The 18712-nt window shown below is 74.2% G+C and carries 16 protein-coding genes and 1 pseudogene; 12 read left to right on the top strand and 5 right to left on the bottom strand.

Features of this window, described 5'->3' with window-relative positions; genetic code table 11:
* Positions 1 to 25: 25 nt before the first annotated feature.
* A complete protein-coding gene (locus ACE4Q9_RS07085; RefSeq protein WP_397983363.1) occupies positions 26 to 718 on the top strand; it encodes a helix-turn-helix domain-containing protein in 693 nt (230 codons plus the stop codon).
* Here ACE4Q9_RS07085 and ACE4Q9_RS07080 read toward each other — a convergent pair.
* Entirely contained in the window at positions 701 to 1102 is a 402-nt protein-coding gene (locus ACE4Q9_RS07080; RefSeq protein ID WP_397983362.1) for a VOC family protein, read from the bottom strand. The genes ACE4Q9_RS07085 and ACE4Q9_RS07080 overlap by 18 nt on opposite strands.
* Before the next feature lie 289 nt (positions 1103 to 1391).
* On the opposite strand from ACE4Q9_RS07080, the gene ACE4Q9_RS07075 reads away from it, so the two are divergent.
* The 4 genes and pseudogenes from ACE4Q9_RS07075 to ACE4Q9_RS07060 all read left to right on the top strand — a co-directional run.
* Positions 1392 to 2255: an oxaloacetate decarboxylase gene (locus ACE4Q9_RS07075; RefSeq protein WP_397983361.1), complete on the top strand. Its 864-nt coding sequence runs from the start codon at positions 1392 to 1394 to the stop codon at positions 2253 to 2255.
* The gene (locus tag ACE4Q9_RS07070) at positions 2252 to 2503 is read left to right on the top strand and encodes a hypothetical protein (RefSeq protein WP_397983360.1); all 252 of its coding nucleotides are present in this window, start codon (positions 2252 to 2254) and stop codon (positions 2501 to 2503) included. Before ACE4Q9_RS07075 ends, ACE4Q9_RS07070 begins: the two co-directional genes overlap by 4 nt.
* Before the next feature lie 241 nt (positions 2504 to 2744).
* A complete protein-coding gene (locus tag ACE4Q9_RS07065) occupies positions 2745 to 4313 on the top strand; it encodes a carboxylesterase/lipase family protein (protein WP_397987146.1) in 1569 nt (522 codons plus the stop codon).
* Between the two features lie 27 nt (positions 4314 to 4340).
* A pseudogene (locus tag ACE4Q9_RS07060) lies at positions 4341 to 4538 on the top strand (hypothetical protein); the annotation flags it as partial.
* Positions 4539 to 4643: 105 nt separating this feature from the next.
* On the opposite strand, the gene mmuM reads toward ACE4Q9_RS07060, so the two are convergent.
* Entirely contained in the window at positions 4644 to 5591 is a 948-nt protein-coding gene (gene mmuM / locus ACE4Q9_RS07055) for a homocysteine S-methyltransferase (protein WP_397983359.1), read from the bottom strand.
* Positions 5592 to 5706: 115 nt separating this feature from the next.
* On the opposite strand from mmuM, the gene ACE4Q9_RS07050 reads away from it, so the two are divergent.
* Positions 5707 to 6513 carry an isocitrate lyase/phosphoenolpyruvate mutase family protein gene (locus ACE4Q9_RS07050; protein WP_397983358.1) on the top strand — a complete coding sequence of 269 codons (807 nt, stop codon included), beginning with the start codon at positions 5707 to 5709 and terminating at the stop codon, positions 6511 to 6513.
* Here the strand turns inward: ACE4Q9_RS07050 and ACE4Q9_RS07045 are convergent.
* The 3 genes from ACE4Q9_RS07045 to ACE4Q9_RS07035 form a co-directional block, all read right to left on the bottom strand.
* Entirely contained in the window at positions 6447 to 7181 is a 735-nt protein-coding gene (locus ACE4Q9_RS07045) for an alpha/beta fold hydrolase (protein ID WP_397983357.1), read from the bottom strand. The genes ACE4Q9_RS07050 and ACE4Q9_RS07045 overlap by 67 nt on opposite strands.
* Positions 7182 to 7274: 93 nt before the next feature.
* The gene (locus ACE4Q9_RS07040; RefSeq protein WP_397983356.1) at positions 7275 to 10175 is read right to left on the bottom strand and encodes a glycoside hydrolase family 2 TIM barrel-domain containing protein; all 2901 of its coding nucleotides are present in this window, start codon (positions 10173 to 10175) and stop codon (positions 7275 to 7277) included.
* 108 nt (positions 10176 to 10283) lie between these two features.
* A complete protein-coding gene (locus ACE4Q9_RS07035) occupies positions 10284 to 11528 on the bottom strand; it encodes an FAD-binding protein (protein WP_397983355.1) in 1245 nt (414 codons plus the stop codon).
* 110 nt (positions 11529 to 11638) lie between these two features.
* On the opposite strand from ACE4Q9_RS07035, the gene ACE4Q9_RS07030 reads away from it, so the two are divergent.
* From ACE4Q9_RS07030 to ACE4Q9_RS07005, 6 genes are all read left to right on the top strand, one after another.
* Complete coding sequence (locus ACE4Q9_RS07030) at positions 11639 to 12646, top strand: hydroxyacid dehydrogenase (RefSeq protein WP_397983354.1); 1008 nt, start codon at positions 11639 to 11641, stop codon at positions 12644 to 12646.
* 153 nt (positions 12647 to 12799) lie between these two features.
* Positions 12800 to 14137 (top strand): radical SAM protein, encoded by a 1338-nt coding sequence (locus tag ACE4Q9_RS07025; protein ID WP_397983353.1) that lies wholly within the window; start codon positions 12800 to 12802, stop codon positions 14135 to 14137.
* A 138-nt stretch (positions 14138 to 14275) separates the two neighbouring features.
* Positions 14276 to 15766: a cellulose binding domain-containing protein gene (locus tag ACE4Q9_RS07020; RefSeq protein WP_397983352.1), complete on the top strand. Its 1491-nt coding sequence runs from the start codon at positions 14276 to 14278 to the stop codon at positions 15764 to 15766.
* 215 nt (positions 15767 to 15981) lie between these two features.
* Positions 15982 to 16179 (top strand): 4-oxalocrotonate tautomerase family protein, encoded by a 198-nt coding sequence (locus ACE4Q9_RS07015; protein WP_397983351.1) that lies wholly within the window; start codon positions 15982 to 15984, stop codon positions 16177 to 16179.
* Positions 16180 to 16279: 100 nt separating this feature from the next.
* Complete coding sequence (locus ACE4Q9_RS07010) at positions 16280 to 17575, top strand: multidrug effflux MFS transporter (protein ID WP_397983350.1); 1296 nt, start codon at positions 16280 to 16282, stop codon at positions 17573 to 17575.
* Positions 17576 to 17758: 183 nt separating this feature from the next.
* Positions 17759 to 18661 (top strand): LysR substrate-binding domain-containing protein, encoded by a 903-nt coding sequence (locus ACE4Q9_RS07005; RefSeq protein WP_397983349.1) that lies wholly within the window; start codon positions 17759 to 17761, stop codon positions 18659 to 18661.
* Positions 18662 to 18712 lie beyond the last annotated feature (51 nt).

Here is an 18712-nt window from a genome sequence, read left to right as displayed (position 1 = left end):
CCACCGCCGTCGTACCCTGGCCCCCATGTACACGCAGCGGGCCTCCCGGCTGGCCGGGGCGGTGGTGTGGGTCAACGCGCCGGACGCCGGTGGGAGCCCCGGCCGGGCCGTGCTGCCCGACGGGTGCATGGATCTGCTCTGGGACGGGGAGCGGCTGCTGGTCGCCGGTCCCGACACCGGCCCCTACCTCCCCGAAGGCCCGCCCCGCCGCTGGGCCGGGGTCCGCTTCCACCCCGGCACCGCCCCCGCCCTGCTCGGCTTCCCCGCGCACGAACTCCTCGACCGGCGCGTGGAGTTGGCCGATCTGTGGCCCGCCGCGCGGGTCCGCCGGCTGCGTGACCGTACGGCGGCGGCCGGCGAGCCGGCGCGGGCCCTGGAGGACATCGCGCTGGACCGCGCCGCGGCGGCCGGGCCCCCCGACCCCTGGGTGCACCGGCTGGTACGACGCCTCGACCAGGGCACCCCGGTGGGCGACGCCGCCGCCGAACTCGGCCTCGGCGCCCGGACCCTGCACCGCCGCTGCCTCGGCGCCTTCGGCTACGGCCCCAAGACCCTGGCCCGCATCCTGCGCCTGCGCCGCGCCCTCGCGCTGGCCCGCGCCGGCGTCCCGGGCGCCGAGACGGCGATCCGCGCGGGCTACGCCGACCAGCCCCATCTCGCCCGCGAGGTGCGCCGATTGACGGGCGTGCCGCTCGGGGAACTACTCGGCGGCCGGTAGCGGCGCGAACAGGTCGACGCCGTTGCCGTCGGGGTCGAGGACGGTGGCGTACCGCTGCCCCCAGACGGCGTCCCAGGGCCGCAGCTCCCCGTGGTACCCGGCGCCGACCAGGTCCCCGTACACCCGGTCCACCTCCTCGGGCGCGCCGCACCGGAAGGCGAGCGAGATCCGGCCCCCGGCGGCGGGCGGGCGCCAGCCGGGGTGGAAGGAGCGGACGGTCTCCTCGCTGTCGAGGGCGAGGGTGAGCCCGCCGGGCAGTCCGGCCTCGGCGTGCGGCAGGGTCTCGGCGCCCTCCGGGAACACCAGGCCGAGGCGGCGGTAGAAGGCGAGCGAGGCGGCCATGTCGGAGGCCACCACGCCGATCAGGGCGAAGTGTGCGGTCATGCGGCCACCGTAGGCAGCGGCCGGGCGGCGGGTCTTGAAGAAATCGGACGTCCCGGCCGCACAGGACCGGTTCCGTTCCGCCTCCCGCGCTCACCCGGACGGCGGAATCGTTGGGCGGATCGGCCCCTTCAGTGACGTTTCTGCGGTGAACGGATTGCGCCATTCCAGTGAGTAAAGCTGGCGTCACGGCATGTAAATGTGAGTACCTAGAGATGCTCTTGGATTGGTAAAGGGCACTGAGGTGCGGCGGCTCCCGCCGCCGTGCCGTACCCACAGAAGGAGCCGGACCTTGACCCACGGTAAGAAGCTGCGCGACCGCATCGCCGGGCCCGGGACCACACCGCTGATCGGCGTCTACGACATGTATTCGGCGTCCATCGCCGCCAAGCACTACGACGGCATGTTCGTCTCCGGATTCGGCTTCGCCGCCTCGTACTACGGCCTGCCGGACATCGGATTCATCGCCTGGCCCGACATGGTGGCCTTCGTCCAGCGCCTGCGCGGCGCGTTCCCGCACCACCACCTCCTCGTGGACATCGACGACGGGTACGTCGACCCCGAGGTCGCCTGCCATGTCGTCGAGCACCTGGAGCGCATCGGTGCCTCCGGCGTGATCCTGGAGGACCAGAAGCGGCCCCGCCGCTGCGGTCACGCCGATGGCAAGCAGGTGCTGCCGCTGGAGGAGTACCTGGAGAAGCTCCACCAGGTCCTGGAGACCCGCAGGGATCTGGTCGTCGTCGCCCGCACCGACGCGACCGACGAGCACGACATCCTGCACCGCGCCGAGCGGCTCGCCGCCACCGACGCCGACGTGGTGCTGGTCGACGGGGTGCGCAGCGTGGAGTGGATCAAGCGGATCCGGGAGGTCGTCGGCGACAAGCCGCTGCTGTTCAACCAGATCGCGGGCGGCAAGTCCCCCCGCCTGTCCCTGAGCGAGCTCTCCGAACTCGGCGTGGACGTGGCGATCTACAGCACGCCCTGCCTGTTCGCGGCGCACGAGGCGATGGACTCGGCGCTCAGCGGGCTCAAGGCCGCCGACGGCCGGCTGCCCGTGGTGGACCCGGCGAGCGGGGTCGGGGTGCAGGCGTCCACCAGCCTGCTGGAGCGCAACATTGCCCGCGACCGGCTCGTCGCCGAGGGCGTGGGCGTGTGAGGGCCGCCCGCATCGGTACGGCGGCCGCGCTCACCGCCGCCTTCCTCGGCGCGGGCGCCGCGCCGGCGCTCGCGGACAACAGCCTGGTCACCCTGGTCGACAACTCGCATGCCGACTCCTGGCTGGAGGTCGACCGCACGGCCAACGTGCAGACCGGCAAGGGCGACGCGGGCAGCGACCACGACGGCAGCGCGGTGGACGCGATCCAGGCCCTCTTCGGCAACCCTCCGACCCCGGACGAGGACTGAGGGCCTGAGAGAGCGGTCGCGCGCACGCGGTCGGCGGGTACGACCGTGTGCCGGGGCGACGAGGGCCGGGCACCTCCGCGAGGAGGCCCCCGGCCCTCGTCGCCCACACCGACATCCCGCCGGAGCCCTCCCGGCCCCGGTACGCCGAACGGCCCAGTCAGAGGTCTGTGCACCGGAATACAACACCGTCCTGTGGTGCTGTAAATGTGAAAGGTGCATGACGGCGAAGGGCTGGTGGGCGATGGCGGCAGACCCGACGGGCCCGGTGGTCCGCACCGCGCACGGCGCCGTACGCGGCCGCTACGAACACGGCGTCGCCGTGTTCCGGGGGATCCCGTACGCCGCCCCGCCCGTCGGCCCCCGCCGCTTCCGGCCCCCCGAGCCGCCCGAGCCCTGGGACGGTGTGCGGGAGGCCGCCGCGTTCGGCCCGACCCCGCCGAAACCGCCGTACTCCGAGGCGTTCGCCCAGTACCTGTCCGACCCCTCGATCCCCGGCGACGACTGCCTCAACCTCAACGTATGGACGCCGGACCCGGCCCCCGGCGCCCGGCTGCCCGTCCTGGTCTGGCTGCACGGCGGCGCCCTGACCAGGGGTTCTTCGGCCGTGCCGGTCTACGACGGCCGTACCTTCGCCCGCGACGGCGTCGTCTGCGTCTCCGTCAACTACCGGCTGGGCATCGAGGGTTACGGGCTGTTCCCGGACGCCCCGCCCAACCCCGGCCTGCGCGACCAGCTCGCCGCGCTGCGCTGGGTGCACGAGACGATCGCGGCGTTCGGCGGCGACCCGGACCGGATCACCCTGTGCGGCCAGTCGGCCGGCGCGATCAGCGCGGGCGTCCTGCTCGCCTCCCCGCACACCGACGGCCTGATCCGCCGCGCGGTGTTGCAGAGCGGCCCGCCGGAGGTCTTCGAACGGGACAAGGTACGGCGGATGGTGCGCCGGATGGCCACCCGGCTGAAGATCCCGGCCACCGCCGCCGCCTTCGCCGCGGTGGACCGGGACCTGCTGCTGCGCACCCAGGCCGAGGTCGGCCGGCTCGCGAGCCCGGTGCTCGGCGGACCGGCGTTCGGCATCGTCGTGGACGGCGACCTCGTGCCCCGCGACCCGCTCGACGCCCTGATCGACGGCGACACCGCGCGGGGCGTGGACCTGCTGATGGGCTGGACACGGGACGAGTACCGGCTGTGGCTGGTGCCCGGCGGCCTGCTGGAGCACATCGACCGGCTCGGTGCCGTAGCCGTCGCCGGGGCCATGGCCCGCTGCCACGCGAGCCATGAGATCCCGCGTGGCTACCGCGCCCTGCACCCCGAGGCCGGCGCGGCCGAGACCGTCGGCCAGATGGTCACCGACCACATCCTGCGCGTACCGCTGCACCGCCTCGCCGACGCCCGCCCCGCCACCAGCCACCTCTACGAGTTCGCCTGGCCCTCCCGCCGCCCCGACCTGCGCGCCTGCCACGCCCTGGAGCTGGGCTTCGTCTTCGACTCCGGCGACATCCCGGAATCCCAGAAACTGGCGGGGGAGGGCGCGCCGCAGGAGCTGTGCGACGAGATGCACGGCGCCTGGGTGCGCTTCGCGACCACCGGCGACCCCGGCTGGGAAAGCTGGAACCCCACCCACCCCGTCCGCGTCTTCGGCGACGGCGCGCCCTACACCGTCCACGGCCCCCGCGACGCCGAGTACGCCCTCTGGTCCACCACCCCCCGCACCCCGCCGCCGCGCCCCGCCTCCGTCCCCCGCGCCCCCGGCGCCGAACTGGCCTCCGCCATGCGCCGGCTGCGCCGCTCGGTGGGGGCGCGGCGCCACTGAGTCCGGCGAAGGGGGGACCAGGCCGCGGCGGCGGCCCGTGACAGCCGGCTGCGGGTGCGGCACCGGGAGGTCGGGCTGATCGAATGCGACTACGAGGCACTCCTCAGCCCCGCCGAGGACCAGCGGCCGCCGGCCTTCACGCCCCCGCCGGGCTCACCGAGGGCCGCCGCCCTCGATCTGCCGCACGTCCTCGGCCCGGAAACGGCGCACCGCGGCCACCGGTGACCGGGGCCGCCCGGGAAGCCGCCGGCCGGCCCGCGACATCGCTGGTTGACCCGGAAACCGCCGGACGACCCGGAAAAACGCCGGCCGGGACCCGGAAACCGTCCGTCAGTCCGCCCCCACCCCCGCCCCCGTCTCCAGGGTCCGCGCGATCGAGGTGATGCTCTCCGGGCCCACCCGGCAGCAGCCGCCGATCAGCCGTGCACCGTGAGCGCGCCAGGACGTGACCTCGGCCGGGCCGAAAGTGGCGGGGCCGGTCCAGGAGTGGCTGCCGGGGTGCCAGGATTCGCCGCTGTTGGGGTAGACGACCACCGGTTTGCCGGTGACATGGGCGGCGAGGCCGACGGCGGGGGCCGCGTCCTGCGGGGCGCAGCAGTTCACGCCGACCGCGATGATCTCGTCCGCATCGGCCGCGAGGGCGAAGGCCCGCTCCAGGGGCTGCCCGGCTCGGGTACGGGGGCCGTCGATCGTGTACGACAGCCAGGCCGGGACCCCGAGGCCGCGTACCGCCCGCAGCAGCGCGGTGGCCTCGTCGGTGTCCGGGACGGTCTCCAGCGCCAGCACGTCGGGACCGGCGGCGGCCAGCGCTTCCAGCCGGGGCCGGTGGAAGCGCTCCAGCTCGGTGACGGTGAGTCCGTAGCGGCCCCGGTACTCGGACCCGTCCGCGAGCATCGCGCCGTACGGCCCGGCCGAAGCGGCCACCCACAGGGGACGGTCGACGCCCGCGCCGTGCGCCCCCCGGGCCGCGTCCCGAGCCAGCCGGACGCTCAGTGCGAGCAGACGCGCCGCCTCCGCACGGCCGATGCCGCGCCGGGCGAAGCCCTCGAAGGTGGCCTGGTAGCTGGCGGTGATCGCCACGCTCGCGCCCGCCAGGAAGTAGGCGAGGTGCGCCTCGGTGATCGCTTCCGGCCGCTCGGCGAGCAGCCGCGCGGACCACAGCTCGTCGCTCAGGTCGTGCCCGGCGGATTCCAGCTGGTTGGACAGCCCGCCGTCGAGGACGACCGTCCCGGCGGCGAGGGCCGCGGCGAGGGTGGGGGTGGAGGCGTTGCCGGTCATACCGGTGACGCTAGTCCACCGGGACGGGGAGCGGCCCCGGTGCCCAGGAGGTGGGCAGGCCACCGGGCCACGCGTTTCGGTGCGCGCCGAAACGGTCCGGGGCTAGCGTGGCCGTATGACCGCAGACTCCAGAGGAACGTCCTTCGCCGCGCTGCACCGGCCCGGCGAGCCGCTGCTGCTGCCCAACGCCTGGGACCATGCCTCGGCCGCCGCCCTGGCCGCCCGTGGCTTCGCCGCGATCGCCACGTCCAGCCTTGCGGTGGCGGCGGCCGTCGGGCTGCCCGACGGGGCGGCGGCGACCCGCGAGCACACGGTACGGCTCGCCCGCAACCTCGGTTCCGGGCCGTTCCACCTGTCCGTCGACGCGGAGGGCGGCTTCAGCGACGACCCCGAGGGAGCGGCGCGGCTGGCGGCGGAGTTGTGGGCCGCCGGCGCGGTCGGCGTCAACCTGGAGGACGGCCTCGGGGCGAGCGAGCTGCTCGCGGCGAAGATCCGCGCCGTCAAGGCCGCCGTACCGGGGATGTTCGTCAACGCCCGTACCGACACGTACTGGTTGGGCGACGGCGACGAGAAGGACACCCTCCGCCGTCTGGACGCCTACCAACAGGCGGGCGCCGACGGCGTGTTCGTGCCCGGACTCACCGACCCGGCCCGCATCGCCGGCCTGGTGCCGCGCCTCGGCGCTCCCCTCAACATCCTCCACTCGCCCACCGGACCCACCGTCGCGCAGCTCGCCGACCTCGGCGTGGCCCGGATCAGCCTCGGTTCCCTGCTGTACCGCAGGGCGCTGGGCGCGGCGCTGGACGCGATGACCGACATCGCCGCGGGGCGGGCGCCGGGCGGTACGACGCCCTCTTACGACGAGGTGTGCGCGCTGGAGCGCAGCGTCCCGGTCAGCAGGTCCGCGAACTCCGCCGGGTGATCGAGCGCGCCCAGGTGCCCGCCGGGGAACTCCATGAACGCCGCGCCCAGCCGCCCGGCCAGGAACTCGGCCGTACGGTACAGGAGTTGACCGCGTGAGCCGGTGCCCGCGACGAGGGTGAGCGCGGGGGCCGGGCCCGGCGCGGGGAGGGGTGCGTAGCTGGTGAACGGACGCAGCACCCGGCCCAGGAAGACCCCCATCGGTGTCGCCGACTCGCCCTCGGCGGGCGGCCGTTCGCCACCGTCGAGCTGTCCGATCAGCTCGGCGCGCCGCTCGGCACCGTCGGGCAGCACGGTGACGCACGGCGGCTCGTGCGCGACCACATGTGCCAGTCGCTCCGGATGCCGCGCGAGCAGGTCGAGCGCCGCGATCCCGCCCGAGCTGGTCCCGAACACGTACGCCGACTCGCCCTCGGGCAGCACCGCCGCCAGCACCCGGTGCGCCCCCTCGCTCCAGTCCGCCACCCGCTGCTCCGGCACCGGCAGGCCCAGCCGGCCGTGGGCGAGACCCAGCGGGTCGTAGGTCACCACGGTGAACCGCGCCGCCAGCGCCTTGACCAGCGGCCCGAACCCCATCGGGTGCCCGGCGCCGCCCGGCAGCAGCAACAGCACGGGCCCCTCGCCCATGACGTCGTAGTGGTCACGGCGCTCGTCCGCCGGCTCGCTCATCGCTCATCCTCTCCGGGGCCGGCGCCCGAGGCACGGGCGCCGATCTTCCTGACCGGCCGACCCTACGTCCCGCCCGGCGCCGGAGCCTCCGGATTACGCGGCGCCCGGATCGGAGGAGAAGACGAAGGAGAACTCCGTCGGCTCGGCGCGCAGTTGGTACGGGGGGAGCGGGCCGGGGCCGCAGGACTGGGAGCCGATGCCGTGCTGGGCGTGGTCCAGGTTGACCCAGACCGTGTCGCCCGGCACCAGATCGGTCCGGTGGGTGGCGGCGTCCAGCTGCTCGGTCGTCCAGCGGCGGGCCGTCAGGAGGAAGACGGGGTCGCCCTCGACGCGCAGACCGCCCAGCTCCGCCCAGCGGACGTCGATCCGGGCGCCGTTCTCCTGCGGACGTACGTACGGCGTCTGGAGGTCCGCCACCGCCGCTTCCCAACGCCCTGCCAGCGCAGCCGACTTGGTGTCCGGATACGCCTCTCCCGGACCACCGCCGAACCACCGCACCCGGTCGGTGGAGACCGCCGGCAGCCCGAAGCGGATGCCGAGCCGGGGAAGCGGCAGCGTCCAGTCGCCCTCCGGCACGACGCTCACGGTCAGCCGCAGCCGGTCCCCGTCCGCCGTCCACCGGTACCCCGCCGACAGCCCCAACTCCGTTGCGGCGGGCGCCACTCGGGTGCGTACGGTCAGCGCGTCACCGTCCGCCTCAGCCGTGTCGAGCCGGTGCCGCATCCGGTGCAGGCCGAGCCGGCGCCACAGCGGTCCGCAGCGCGGGCCGTCCTGCCAGGCGGCGCCCTCGTCGTTGTCGGTGGTCGCCCGCCACACGTCCAGCCTCAGACCGGTGACGGCCACGCCACCGATCGCCGTCAGGGCACCGGTGCGCGCGTCGAACCTGCCGGGGCCCAGGATGAACTCGGCTCCAGCGGAGCGGAGTCGGGCGGTCGCCGGGACCCGTGGCGGCGTGCGGTCCGAGGCCGGGAACTGGCCCCACGCGACGACATGCCCCCGCTCCGCCCACGGCGCGTCGGCCGCCAGTACCGCCCTGATCAGCCAGTGCGCCTCACCGTCCGGCGCCCCGGCCGGCGGCGCGGGCAGCGCGACCTCCGCCGACGCGCCGGGCGCCAGGGCGGGCACCGGCAGCGGTCCGGAGGCCAGCGTCACCCCGTCCACCTGGTACGACCAGGAGAAGCCGAGCGCGGACAGATCGGCGGTGTCGTACCCGTTGACCACCCGGACCGTGCCGTCCCCGCCGTCGCCCGTGATGGCGACCGGCTCCAGCACCTTCTTGTACTCGGCCAGGCCGGGGGAGGGCCGCCGGTCCGGGAAGACCAGCCCGTCGCAGACGAAGTTCCCGTCGTGCAGCTCCTCCCCGAAGTCCCCGCCGTAGGCGAACCCCAGCTCCGGATGGGCGATGCCGTGATCGATCCACTCCCACACGAAGCCGCCCTGGAGCCGGTCGTACGACGTGAACAGCCGCTGGTAGTCGGCGAGTCCACCGGGCCCGTTGCCCATGGCGTGCGCGTACTCGCACAGGATGAAGGGGAGCCGGCGCCTGCGCGCCGGGCCGCCGTCCAGGTGCCGGCCGATGCGCTCCACCTCCGCGTGACCGGCGTACATCCGTGCATAGACGTCCGTGTCACGGCAGCCGCGGTCCCCCTCGTAGTGCAGCGGGCGGGAGGGGTCGCGGGCGCGGATCCACCCGGCCATCGCGGTCAGGCCCCGGCCCGTGCCGGCCTCGTTGCCCAGCGACCACAGCACGACCGACGGATGGTTCTTGTCCCGCTCGACCATCCGGGCCGCCCGGTCCAGCAGGGCGGGGGTCCAGCGGTCGTCGTCAACCGGGTTGTCCCGCCAGCCCGCTTCGGTGAAACCGTGGGTCTCCAGATCGCACTCGTCGATCACCCACAGGCCGTACTCGTCGCACAGGTCGAGGAAGGCCGGGTGCGGCGGATAGTGGGAGGTGCGCACGGCGTTGATGTTGTGCCGCTTCATCAGCAGCACGTCCGCGCGCATGGTCGCCAGGTCCAGCGCCCGGCCCCGCTCCGGATGCCACTCGTGCCGGTTGACGCCCCGGAACAGCACCGGCCGCCCGTTGACCCTGAGCAGCCCGTCCGCCACCTCCACCGTGCGGAAGCCGATCCGCAGCGGCACCCGTTCGCCGCCGGTGGCCAGCGCCCCGTCGTACAGCCGCGGCACCTCCGCCGACCAGGGCCGCACCGGCACCGTCACCGGCTCCCCGGCCGGGACGTCGATGCCGAGGTCCGGGACGGTGACCCTGCCCGCCACGTCCGAGTCGACGCGCAGGGTGCCGGTGCCCGTGCGCGGGTCGTAGGAGGCGTGCACGAAGAAGTCCCGTGCGGCGCCGGGCGGGCGGTGCAGCAGGGTGACATCGCGGAAGATGCCGGGCAGCCACCACTGGTCCTGGTCCTCCAGATAGGACCCCGCCGACCACTGGTGCACCCGGACGGCGAGCACATTGCCGGTGGTCCGCAGCAGCGGTCCGACCGCGAACTCGTGCGGCAGCCGCGACCCCTTGAAGGTGCCCAGCTCCGTGCCGTTCAGCCATACCCGTGCGCAGGACTCCACCCCGTCGAAGCGCAGCACCGCCCCGTCGCCGTCGGTCTGCGGCCAGTCGTCGGGGAGGTCGAAGACCCGCAGATGGTCGCCGGTCGGGTTCTCGGTCGGCACGCGCGGCGGATCGACCGGGAACGGGTAGCGGTGGTTGGTGTAGACGGGGGAGCCGTGGCCCTGGAGGACCCAGTGACCGGGGACCGTGATGCCGGTCCAGCCCCCGGCGTCGTACCCCTCCCGGTACCCCTGCTGAGCGAACGGCCCCGCCCCGGCCGTCGGTGACAGCCGGAAGCGCCAGGTGCCGTTCAGGGAGAGGGACTTGGCGTCGGAGGACGCGTACCAGGCGCGGGGCGGCAGCGCACCGGAACCGGGCGAGACATCCTCGACGTACTCGGTGTCGTGGTCGTTGCCGGGAGAGGAGGCGGCGGACATCGGGCTCCGATCTGGTGCCACACGCGACGAGAGGCGGGGTCAGCCGGGAGGGATGCTCACGCGAGGCTAGGCCCGGCGCCCGGCCCCGGCAAGGGGGCCGGAACACCCTCAGACGTCCAGGACGTCGGCGACGAAGGCGTTGGTGAACTTGCCCGTGGGGTCCAGGGACCGCACGAGCTCCCGGAAGTCGCCGAGGCGTGCGTACCGCCCGCGCACCACCCCCGCCGGCATGCCGAACACCTTCCCCCAGTGCGGACGCGGCTCGAACGGCTCCAGCGCCTCCTCCAGGCGCCGCACCACGGGCAGTACGGCCGCCTCGTCCCGCACCCAGGTGAAGTGCAGCGCCACCGAGTCCCGCCCGTGCGCCGGGCTGAGCCACTGCCGGTCGGCGGCGACCGTCCGCACCTCGCAGGTCTGGAGCACCCCCGCGACGGCCTCCCGTATCCCGTCGACCGCTTCTAGCGCGCCGAGGGCCGCCGCGCGCGGCACCAGGTACTCCGACTGCGTCTCCTCCCCGCTGCTGGGCGTGAACTCCGCCCGGAAATGCGGCAGTCGCTCATGCCAGGGGCCCGCGACGCCCAACTGCCCGGTGCAGTTGACGGCGGGCATGCCCGGTACCGGATGCACCGGTCGCGCGGCCGGTGCCGCCCAGGGGAACTCCACCGCCGGCTGGTCGGTGCGCCGCTTGACCCACACCTGGCGGAAACCCGGCTCCCGCCAGTCCGTGAACAGGCTGACGCTGTACGCCGATCCGGCGACCGCCTCGAACTCCAGCCCCTCCAAAGGCAGTTCGGTGTACACGTGCTGCTCCACCTCGAACGCCGGTTCGAGGTCGAGGGTGAGTGCGGTGACCACGCCCAGCGCGCCCAGCGAGGTCACCGCGCCGTCGAAGCGGGCGTCGCCCCGGCCGATCGTCACCGTCGTACCGTCCGCGACCACCAGCTCCACCTCCCGCACCGCCGAGGCCAGCGGCGGATTGGCCACCCCCGAGCCATGGGTGCCGGTGGCCACCGAACCGGCCACCGAGATGTGCGGCAGCGAGGCCATGTTCGGCAGGGCGAGACCACGGGCATGCACCGCGCGGGCCAGCTCGGCGTAGCGGACCCCGCCCGACACCCGGACCGTCCGCGCCGCCGCGTCCACCTCGATCACCGGCGCCAGTCCCGCCGCCGACAGCAGCACACCGTCCGGTCCCGGATCGGCGACCCGGTTGAAGGAGTGCCCGCTGCCCAGCACCCGTACCTTCGCCGCACCGGACACCACGGCGCGCAGCGCGTCGAGCGTCGCCGGGCGCTGGAACTCCTTCGCCCCGTAGGCGATGGTGCGGGCCCAGTTGGTCACCGTCTCCCTCATGCTGCCGATCCTCTCGCCGGGGCGGCGGGTCCGTTGACCCTCTGATCCGCCGCGACCTACCGTAGAGACCGCTTGCCACCCGCGCCGCACCGAGCCCGAGGGGTCCGTCCTTGCCCGAGCGCCCGCCGGCCGTGTTCGCCATGGCGGCCGAGAACGTGCCGTACCTCTTCCCGCCCGGCCTCCTCGCCCGCCTGCGCACCCACCTCGGCCTCGATCCCGCCCTGGTGGCACAGGACTTCACCGGGCCGCAGGCGCGCGCGGCCCTCGCCCGCGCCGAGGTCCTCGTCACCGGCTGGGGGTGCCCCCGCCTGGACGCGGCCGCCCTGGACCGCGCCCCGAAGCTGCGGGCCGTGCTGCACGCGGCCGGGTCGGTCAAGGGGTTCACCACCCCCGAGGTGTGGCGGCGCGGCATCCTCGTCTCCTCGGCCGCCGACGCCAACGCCCTGCCCGTCGCCGAGTACACCCTCGCCATGATCCTGCTCACCGGCAAGGACGTCTTCGCGCTGCGCGAGGAACTGCGCGAGCGCCGGGACTTCCCGTACGGCGCGATCCGCCCCGGCCTCGGCAACCACGGCCGCCGCGTGGGCGTCGTCGGCGCCTCCCGCGTCGGCCGCCGGCTGATCGGACTGCTGCGCCCCCACGACCTCGCCGTCAGCCTCGCCGACCCCACCATCGGCGCCCCCGAGGCCGAACGCCTCGGGGTACCGCTGCTGCCCCTGGACGAGCTGCTGCGCACCAGCGACATCGTCACCCTGCACGCCCCCGGGACCCCCGCGACCCGGCATCTGATCGGCGCCCGCGAGCTGGCCCTGATGCCCACCGGGGCGGTGCTCCTGAACACCGCCCGCGGCTGTCTCGTCGACCATGACGCGCTGGCCGCCCAGGTGCGCACCGGGCGGCTGCGCGCCGTCCTGGACGTCACCGATCCCGAACCGCTGCCCGCCGGCTCCCCGCTGTTCGACCTGCCGGGCGCCTTCGTCACCCCGCACCTGGCCGGCTCCCAGGGCAACGAGCTGGCCCGCCTCGGCCGGGTGGTGGTCGAGGAGGCCGCCCGGCTCGCGGCCGGCCAGGCACCGCGCCACGCGGTCGACCCGGCCACACTGGACCGGATGGCCTGAACCCGGACCGGATGGTCTGATCCCGGACCGGATGGTCTGATCCCGGACCGCCGGGGAACCCCTGACGGACGCGCCCACGGGACCCGGCACCGCTCCGCGCGAGCCGGGGGCATACCGTTGGGCCGTACGCCTGAGCCGGGAGGAGACATACGGATGGGCACACGCACCGCACTGGTCGAGGATCTGATGGAGCGCTTCCCGCACGTGCCGCGGGAGGCCGTCTTCAAGGAGGACCTGCTCCGCGGCGGTGTCGCCTTCGACAAATCCGCCCTCAGCGACAACGAGGGCGGGGACGTCAAGCCGAAGTCCTACTTCATCTTCTCCTTCGACCACGGCACCCTGCCCGAGCTGGGCGAGGCCGCGCTGCGCCGGCCCCCGGAGGAGATCATCCTCACCGGCGGGCCGTACGACCTGCGCCGTACGGTCGTCTCCGTACGGGTGAACCCCGCCTCCCCCTACCGGGTCGCCGCCGACGACTCCGGAGTTCTCGGCCTCTACCTCGACGGCAAGCGCATCGCCGACGTCGGGGTGCCGCCGATGCCGGAGTACTACCGGCACACCCTCTCCAACGGGAAGTCCGTGATGGAGGTGGCACCCACCATCCAGTGGGGCTACCTCATCTATCTGACCGTCTTCCGGGTCTGCCAGTACTTCGGCGCCAAGGAGGAGTGCCAGTACTGCGACATCAACCACAACTGGCGCCAGCACAAGGCCGCCGGGCGGCCCTACACGGGCGTCAAGGACGTGGAAGAGGTCCTGGAGGCCCTGGAGATCATCGACCGGTACGACACCCAGAAGGCGTCCACCGCCTACACCCTCACCGGCGGCGCCATCACCAAGACGGTCGGCGGGCGCGACGAGGCCGACTTCTACGGCCACTACGCCAAGGCCATCGAGGAGCGCTTCCCCGGCCGCTGGATCGGCAAGGTCGTCGCCCAGGCGCTGCCGAGGGACGACGTGCAGCGGTTCAAGGACTACGGCGTGCAGATCTACCACCCCAACTTCGAGGTGTGGGACCGGCGGCTGTTCGAGCTGTACTGCCCCGGCAAGGAGCGCTACGTCGGCCGCGACGAGTGGCACAAGCGGATCCTGGACTCCGCCGAGATCTTCGGCGCGCGCAATGTGATCCCCAACTTCGTGGCGGGCGTGGAGATGGCGGAGCCCTTCGGCTTCACCACCGTCGACAAGGCGATCGCGTCCACCACCGAGGGCCTGCGCTTCTTCATGTCCCACGGCATCACGCCCCGCTTCACCACCTGGTGCCCGGAGCCGACCACCCCGCTCGGCAAGGCCAACCCGCAGGGCGCCCCGCTGGAGTACCACATCCGGCTGCTCCAGGCCTACCGGCAGACCATGGAGGACTTCGGGCTGTCCTCCCCGCCCGGCTACGGCCCGCCCGGACCCGGCCGCGCGGTCTTCTCGGTCAGCTCCTTCATGGACAGCCTGCCCGCGCAGGAGACGGCCGGGGACGAGGCGCCGGTCACGGCCTGAACCGCGACCCTGAGTGACCGGCCGCGCACGGGGCGCTTGTCAGCGGGGCCGGGCCCGTGAAAGGCTCGGTTCCGCGAGGTTTACGCCAACTCCGTCGTCCCTGTGGTGAGTTGACCTCGTCCGTGATGCAGGAGTCCCATGCCCGACCTGCCGACCCCTCAGGACGACGCCGAGGCCGCGCTGTTCGCGGAGTCCTGGGCCGCGGTGCTCTCGTACGCCGCCCTGTGCGCCTCCGGTCCCGGCACCGCCCACCGGCTGGCCACCGAGGCGTTCACCCGCGGCATGCGCGAGGTCCGCGCCGCCGGGCGCACCCATGTGCGCGGCGCGGGCCGCCGTCCCGCCCCGCTGCCCGTGATCCCGGCCCTGCTCACCGCCGTCCGCGCCACGGCCGCCGCCTGGTCGGCCGCCGGCCAGGACCGGCTGCTCGCCCCCGGTCTGCCCGAGTGGCTGGCCTCGCCCGAGGCGTCCCGCCTTTCCGGCTCGCCGCGCGCCCACCCGCCGGCGCTGCGCGCCCTGCGGGAACTCGGCGGGCGGGACGCGGCGCTGCTGTGGCTGGCCGAGGTGGAGGCGCTGCCGCTGCCCACGGCGGCCCACCGGCTCGGGCTGGACCCGGCCGCCGCCCGGGCTGAACTCGACCGGGCGCGGGCCCTGTTCCGGGAGCGCTGGCGGCGCGCGCGGGGCGACGGTCCGGAGCCGGAGAGCGCCCGGCTGGCCGCCGTGCTGGCGGACGGGGTGCTCGGCTGGGGCGGCCCCGACTATCTGGAGCGGCGCCGGCGGTCCGCCGAGACACGGCTCGGGAACGGGCGTGCGGGTGAACCCCCCAGGGGTGAACCCGAGGAGCGCCCGGGGCTCGGGCGGCTGCTGCGCGGCGGCGGGATGTTCGCCACCGCCCTGCTGCTGTCGGCGCTGGCGCTGGGCGCCTCGCTCATGGCACCCGGCGGTTCGGGCGCGGATTCCTTCACCGCGCGGGACGACACCGCCGCCACCCGCGACGACGCCTCGACCCCCGACGACACCGGCGCGCCCGGCGACGCCCCCGCCCGCGGCCGTACCGGCGCCCGCCCCACCCCCGTGCACTCCGCCCCGGCACCCGAGCCGAAGCCGACCCCGACGCCGGACCCGGCGCAGAAGCCGGCGCGGACGTCCCCGGCCAAGCCGGCGCCGAAGTCCGCCTCCCCGTCCGCCCCCGCCCGCGTCCCCGCCACTCCCGGCAGCCGGGACTCCGGTCGCACGAAGCCCGGGCCGGCCCCCGCCTCCCCGCCCCGCGGCCTCTCCTCCCTGGTCCACGGCCCGCTGGGCGTCCCCGCGCTCCCGACCACCCCGCCGCCGCCCTGCCACGTCGCCTACGACCTGGCCGGCGAGTGGTCCGGCGGCTTCCAGGCCACCGTCACCGTCACCAGCGAGCGGGCCCTGGACGGATGGCGGGTCGGCTGGACGTTCCCGGACGGCCAGCAGGTCGTCCGCGTGTGGGGCGCCACCGCCCATCAGAACGGCGCCCGGATCACCGCCACCGGCCCCGACCGGACCGTCCCGGCCCGCACCCCGGTGTCCTTCGGCTTCACCGGCACCCGGACGGCCGCCGACCGGGCCCCCGCCGCCTTCGCGCTCGACGGCCGGCCCTGCGGATAGCCCCGCCGCAAACCCCGGCCGGGCCGATTGGTCTCTACCTCACGAGGCGTCGTACACCCGTCCCACCTGGACATATCACGAGTCGTGATCGTTCTCAGAGCGGATTGCGTCTTGGACGGCCTCCGGCGCGGTGCTGGACTGGGGCCACGGCGGATCCCGGCCGAACGGGCCGCGGACCGTGCGCCATCGGCGCCACCTCGATCCAGGAGAACGCAATGCCTCTCATCCACGTGCAGCAGACCCCCGGCAAGACCGCCGAGCAGAAGGCCGAGCTGGTCCGCGAGCTGACCGACGCGTACGTCCGGGCCACCGGCAGCAAGCCGGAGAGCGTCTGGGTGACCGTGCAGGAGATCGGCACCGACAGCTGGTCCATCGCCGGTGAGACGCTCGCCGCCCGCGCCGCCAAGCGCTGAATCCACGGGCCGGCCCCGATCCGCCGTTTCCGGGCGCACATCCCCCGTTCCGCCCGGAAACGGCTTCCCTTCCGGTGACCCAAGGAAGTTGCCACGTGTCATGAAGACCGCATCCACCCGGACCCCCTACGCGCTGCTGCTCGCCGTCCTGTCCTCGCTGAACGCGGGCGGCCTGTTCGCCTCCGACATCAACCTGCCGGGCGTCCCGGCCACCGCGCACGCCTTCCACACCCCGGTCGCGTCGGTGCAGTGGACCTTCAGCGCCTTCATGATCGGCATCGCCCTCTCGCAGGCGGTCTACGGCCCCATATCTGACGCGTACGGCCGCAAGCGCGTCATCGTCTCCGGGCTCGGCCTGTTCGTCCTCGCCTCGCTGGTGTGCGCCGCGGCGCCCACGGTCGAGGTGTTCGGCGCGAGCCGGCTCCTCCAGGCGCTGGGCGCCGGCTCCGGCATGGTGCTCGGCCGGGCCGTGATCAGCGACCTGTACGAGGAGAAGGACGCGGCCCGGATGTTCGCCACGGTCATGCCGATCGTCGGCGTCTCCCCGTCCGTCGCCCCCTTGATCGGCGGCTACCTGACGACGTACGTCTCCTGGCGCGCGCCGTTCGTGGTCACCGCGGCGATCGGCCTGGTGACCCTGGTCGCGATGGTCACCGCGATCCCCGAGAGCCTGCCGCCGGAGCGGCGCAGCAAGCACCTGGGCGCCACCCTCAAGAGCTACCCCAAGCTGCTGTCCCGCCCGCTGTTCTGGGCCTACACCGTCAACCTGTGCGTGGCGTACGGCGGTTACTTCGGCTACCTCGCGGCCTCCCCGCTGGTCTTCGAGAAGATGCGGCTGGCCACCGAGACCACCAGCTACTGCTACATCACCGTCTCCCTCGCCTACGTCGCCGGCAACCTCACCTCGCGCGCCCTGGTCCGCACCCGGTCCGTCAACCGGCTGCTGTGGACGGGCCACGGCTTCTTTCTCGTGGGCGCGCTGATGATGCTGGGCCTCGGGCTCAGCGGGGCCGGCGGCCGCTGGGGTCTGCTGGTGCTGGTCTTCATGCCGGTGATGACGTTCGGCAATGGGTTCCTGCTGCCGCTGTCGATGAGCGCGGGCGTCACCACGTTCCGCTCGACCGCCGGTTCCGCATCCGGCCTGATGGGCGCGCTCCAGCTGCTCTCCGCCTCGCTGGGCATCTACCTCTCCAGCAGGCTGCCCGCCGGTGACCTGTTCGCCCTCGGCTGGTTCGTGCTGACCGCCGCGGTGCTGGGCATCTGCGCCTTCGGGCTGTTCCTCTCGCTCGCCTCCCGCACGACCGCGACCGCACCCGCGCCGGTGCCGGTGCGCGACGGCGGCGAGCACCCCGCCGACCGGCCCGCCGCCGACCTCCAGGAAGCCGCCATGGAATAAGACCGCGCAGGGCCGCACGGCCGACGGCAGCGGTACCCGTATGACGCTGGTGCGCGTACGGGTACCGCTGTCACGTGTGCGAGGATTCCTCTGCGACGGCCCCGAAGTCTGTATTGATCTATTCATCAGCACAGGTTTTCCGCATTTCCCGCACAGGGCCGCCGTCGAGGATTGGGGGGTCCTGTGGAACTGCGCCAGATCCAGTACTTCGTCGCCGTCGCGGAGGAACTGCATTTCGGCAGGGCGGCCGAGCGGCTGCACATCGGCCAGCCCGCGGTCAGCCAGCAGGTGCGCCGGCTCGAACGGGAGCTGCGCACCCAGCTGTTCGACCGCTCCAGCCGCTCGGTCACCCTCACCGCGGCCGGGCAGGCCCTGCTGCCCGAGGGCCGCGAACTGCTGAAGGCGCTGGACTCCTTCGCCGCCAAGGCCCGGCGGCTGGCCGCCCAGAAGGACGCCACCTTCCGGGTCGGGATCAGCTCCGCGCTGGGGGAGCGTCTGGACGACTTCCTGGACGCGCTGCCCGACGCCGCATCCGGCACCCGCTTCGAGTTCCAGACCCTCGGCGCCCACCACCGCCTGGAGGGGGTGCGGGCCGGACGGCTGGACGCCGCGTTCGTGCGCGGCGTCGAGAGCGCCCCCGGACTGCGGCTGCTCACCCTCTGGCACGACCCCCTGGTGGCGGCGCTCCCCGCCGCCCACCCGCTGTCCCGCCGCACCAGCCTGAACCTCGCCGACCTGGCGGGAGTGCCGCTGCGCATCGCCTCCCGCGGCGAGAACCCCGCGCTGTTCGACGCCGTGGTCGCCGCGTGCCGCAAGGCCGGTTTCGAGCCCACCTACGGCGCGCCGTTCACCGGGTTCCAGGACACCCTCGCGGAGATCGGCGCGAGCGGCGACGGCTGGACCCTGATGTACCCGACGGCGGCGGACACGGTCACCTCGCGCCGGATCGCGCTGCTCCCGCTGGACGGCGAGCCCATCACCATGCGGATGTTCCTCGCGCTGCGGGAGGACGCGGACCCGCTGCGCCTGGAACTGCTCACCGAGACGGCGGCACGGGTCCGCCACAAGACGATGGGCGGGGCCTGACCGGCACGCACCGCGCCCCGTACGGGACCCGGACTCCGGGCCCGCACGGGG

It is taken from the genome of Streptomyces sp. AM6-12 (assembly GCF_044327085.1).
Lineage (GTDB): Bacteria > Actinomycetota > Actinomycetes > Streptomycetales > Streptomycetaceae > Streptomyces.
The sequence above is the reverse complement of the archived record's forward strand: the minus strand, read 5'-3'. Positions and strand labels throughout refer to the sequence as shown.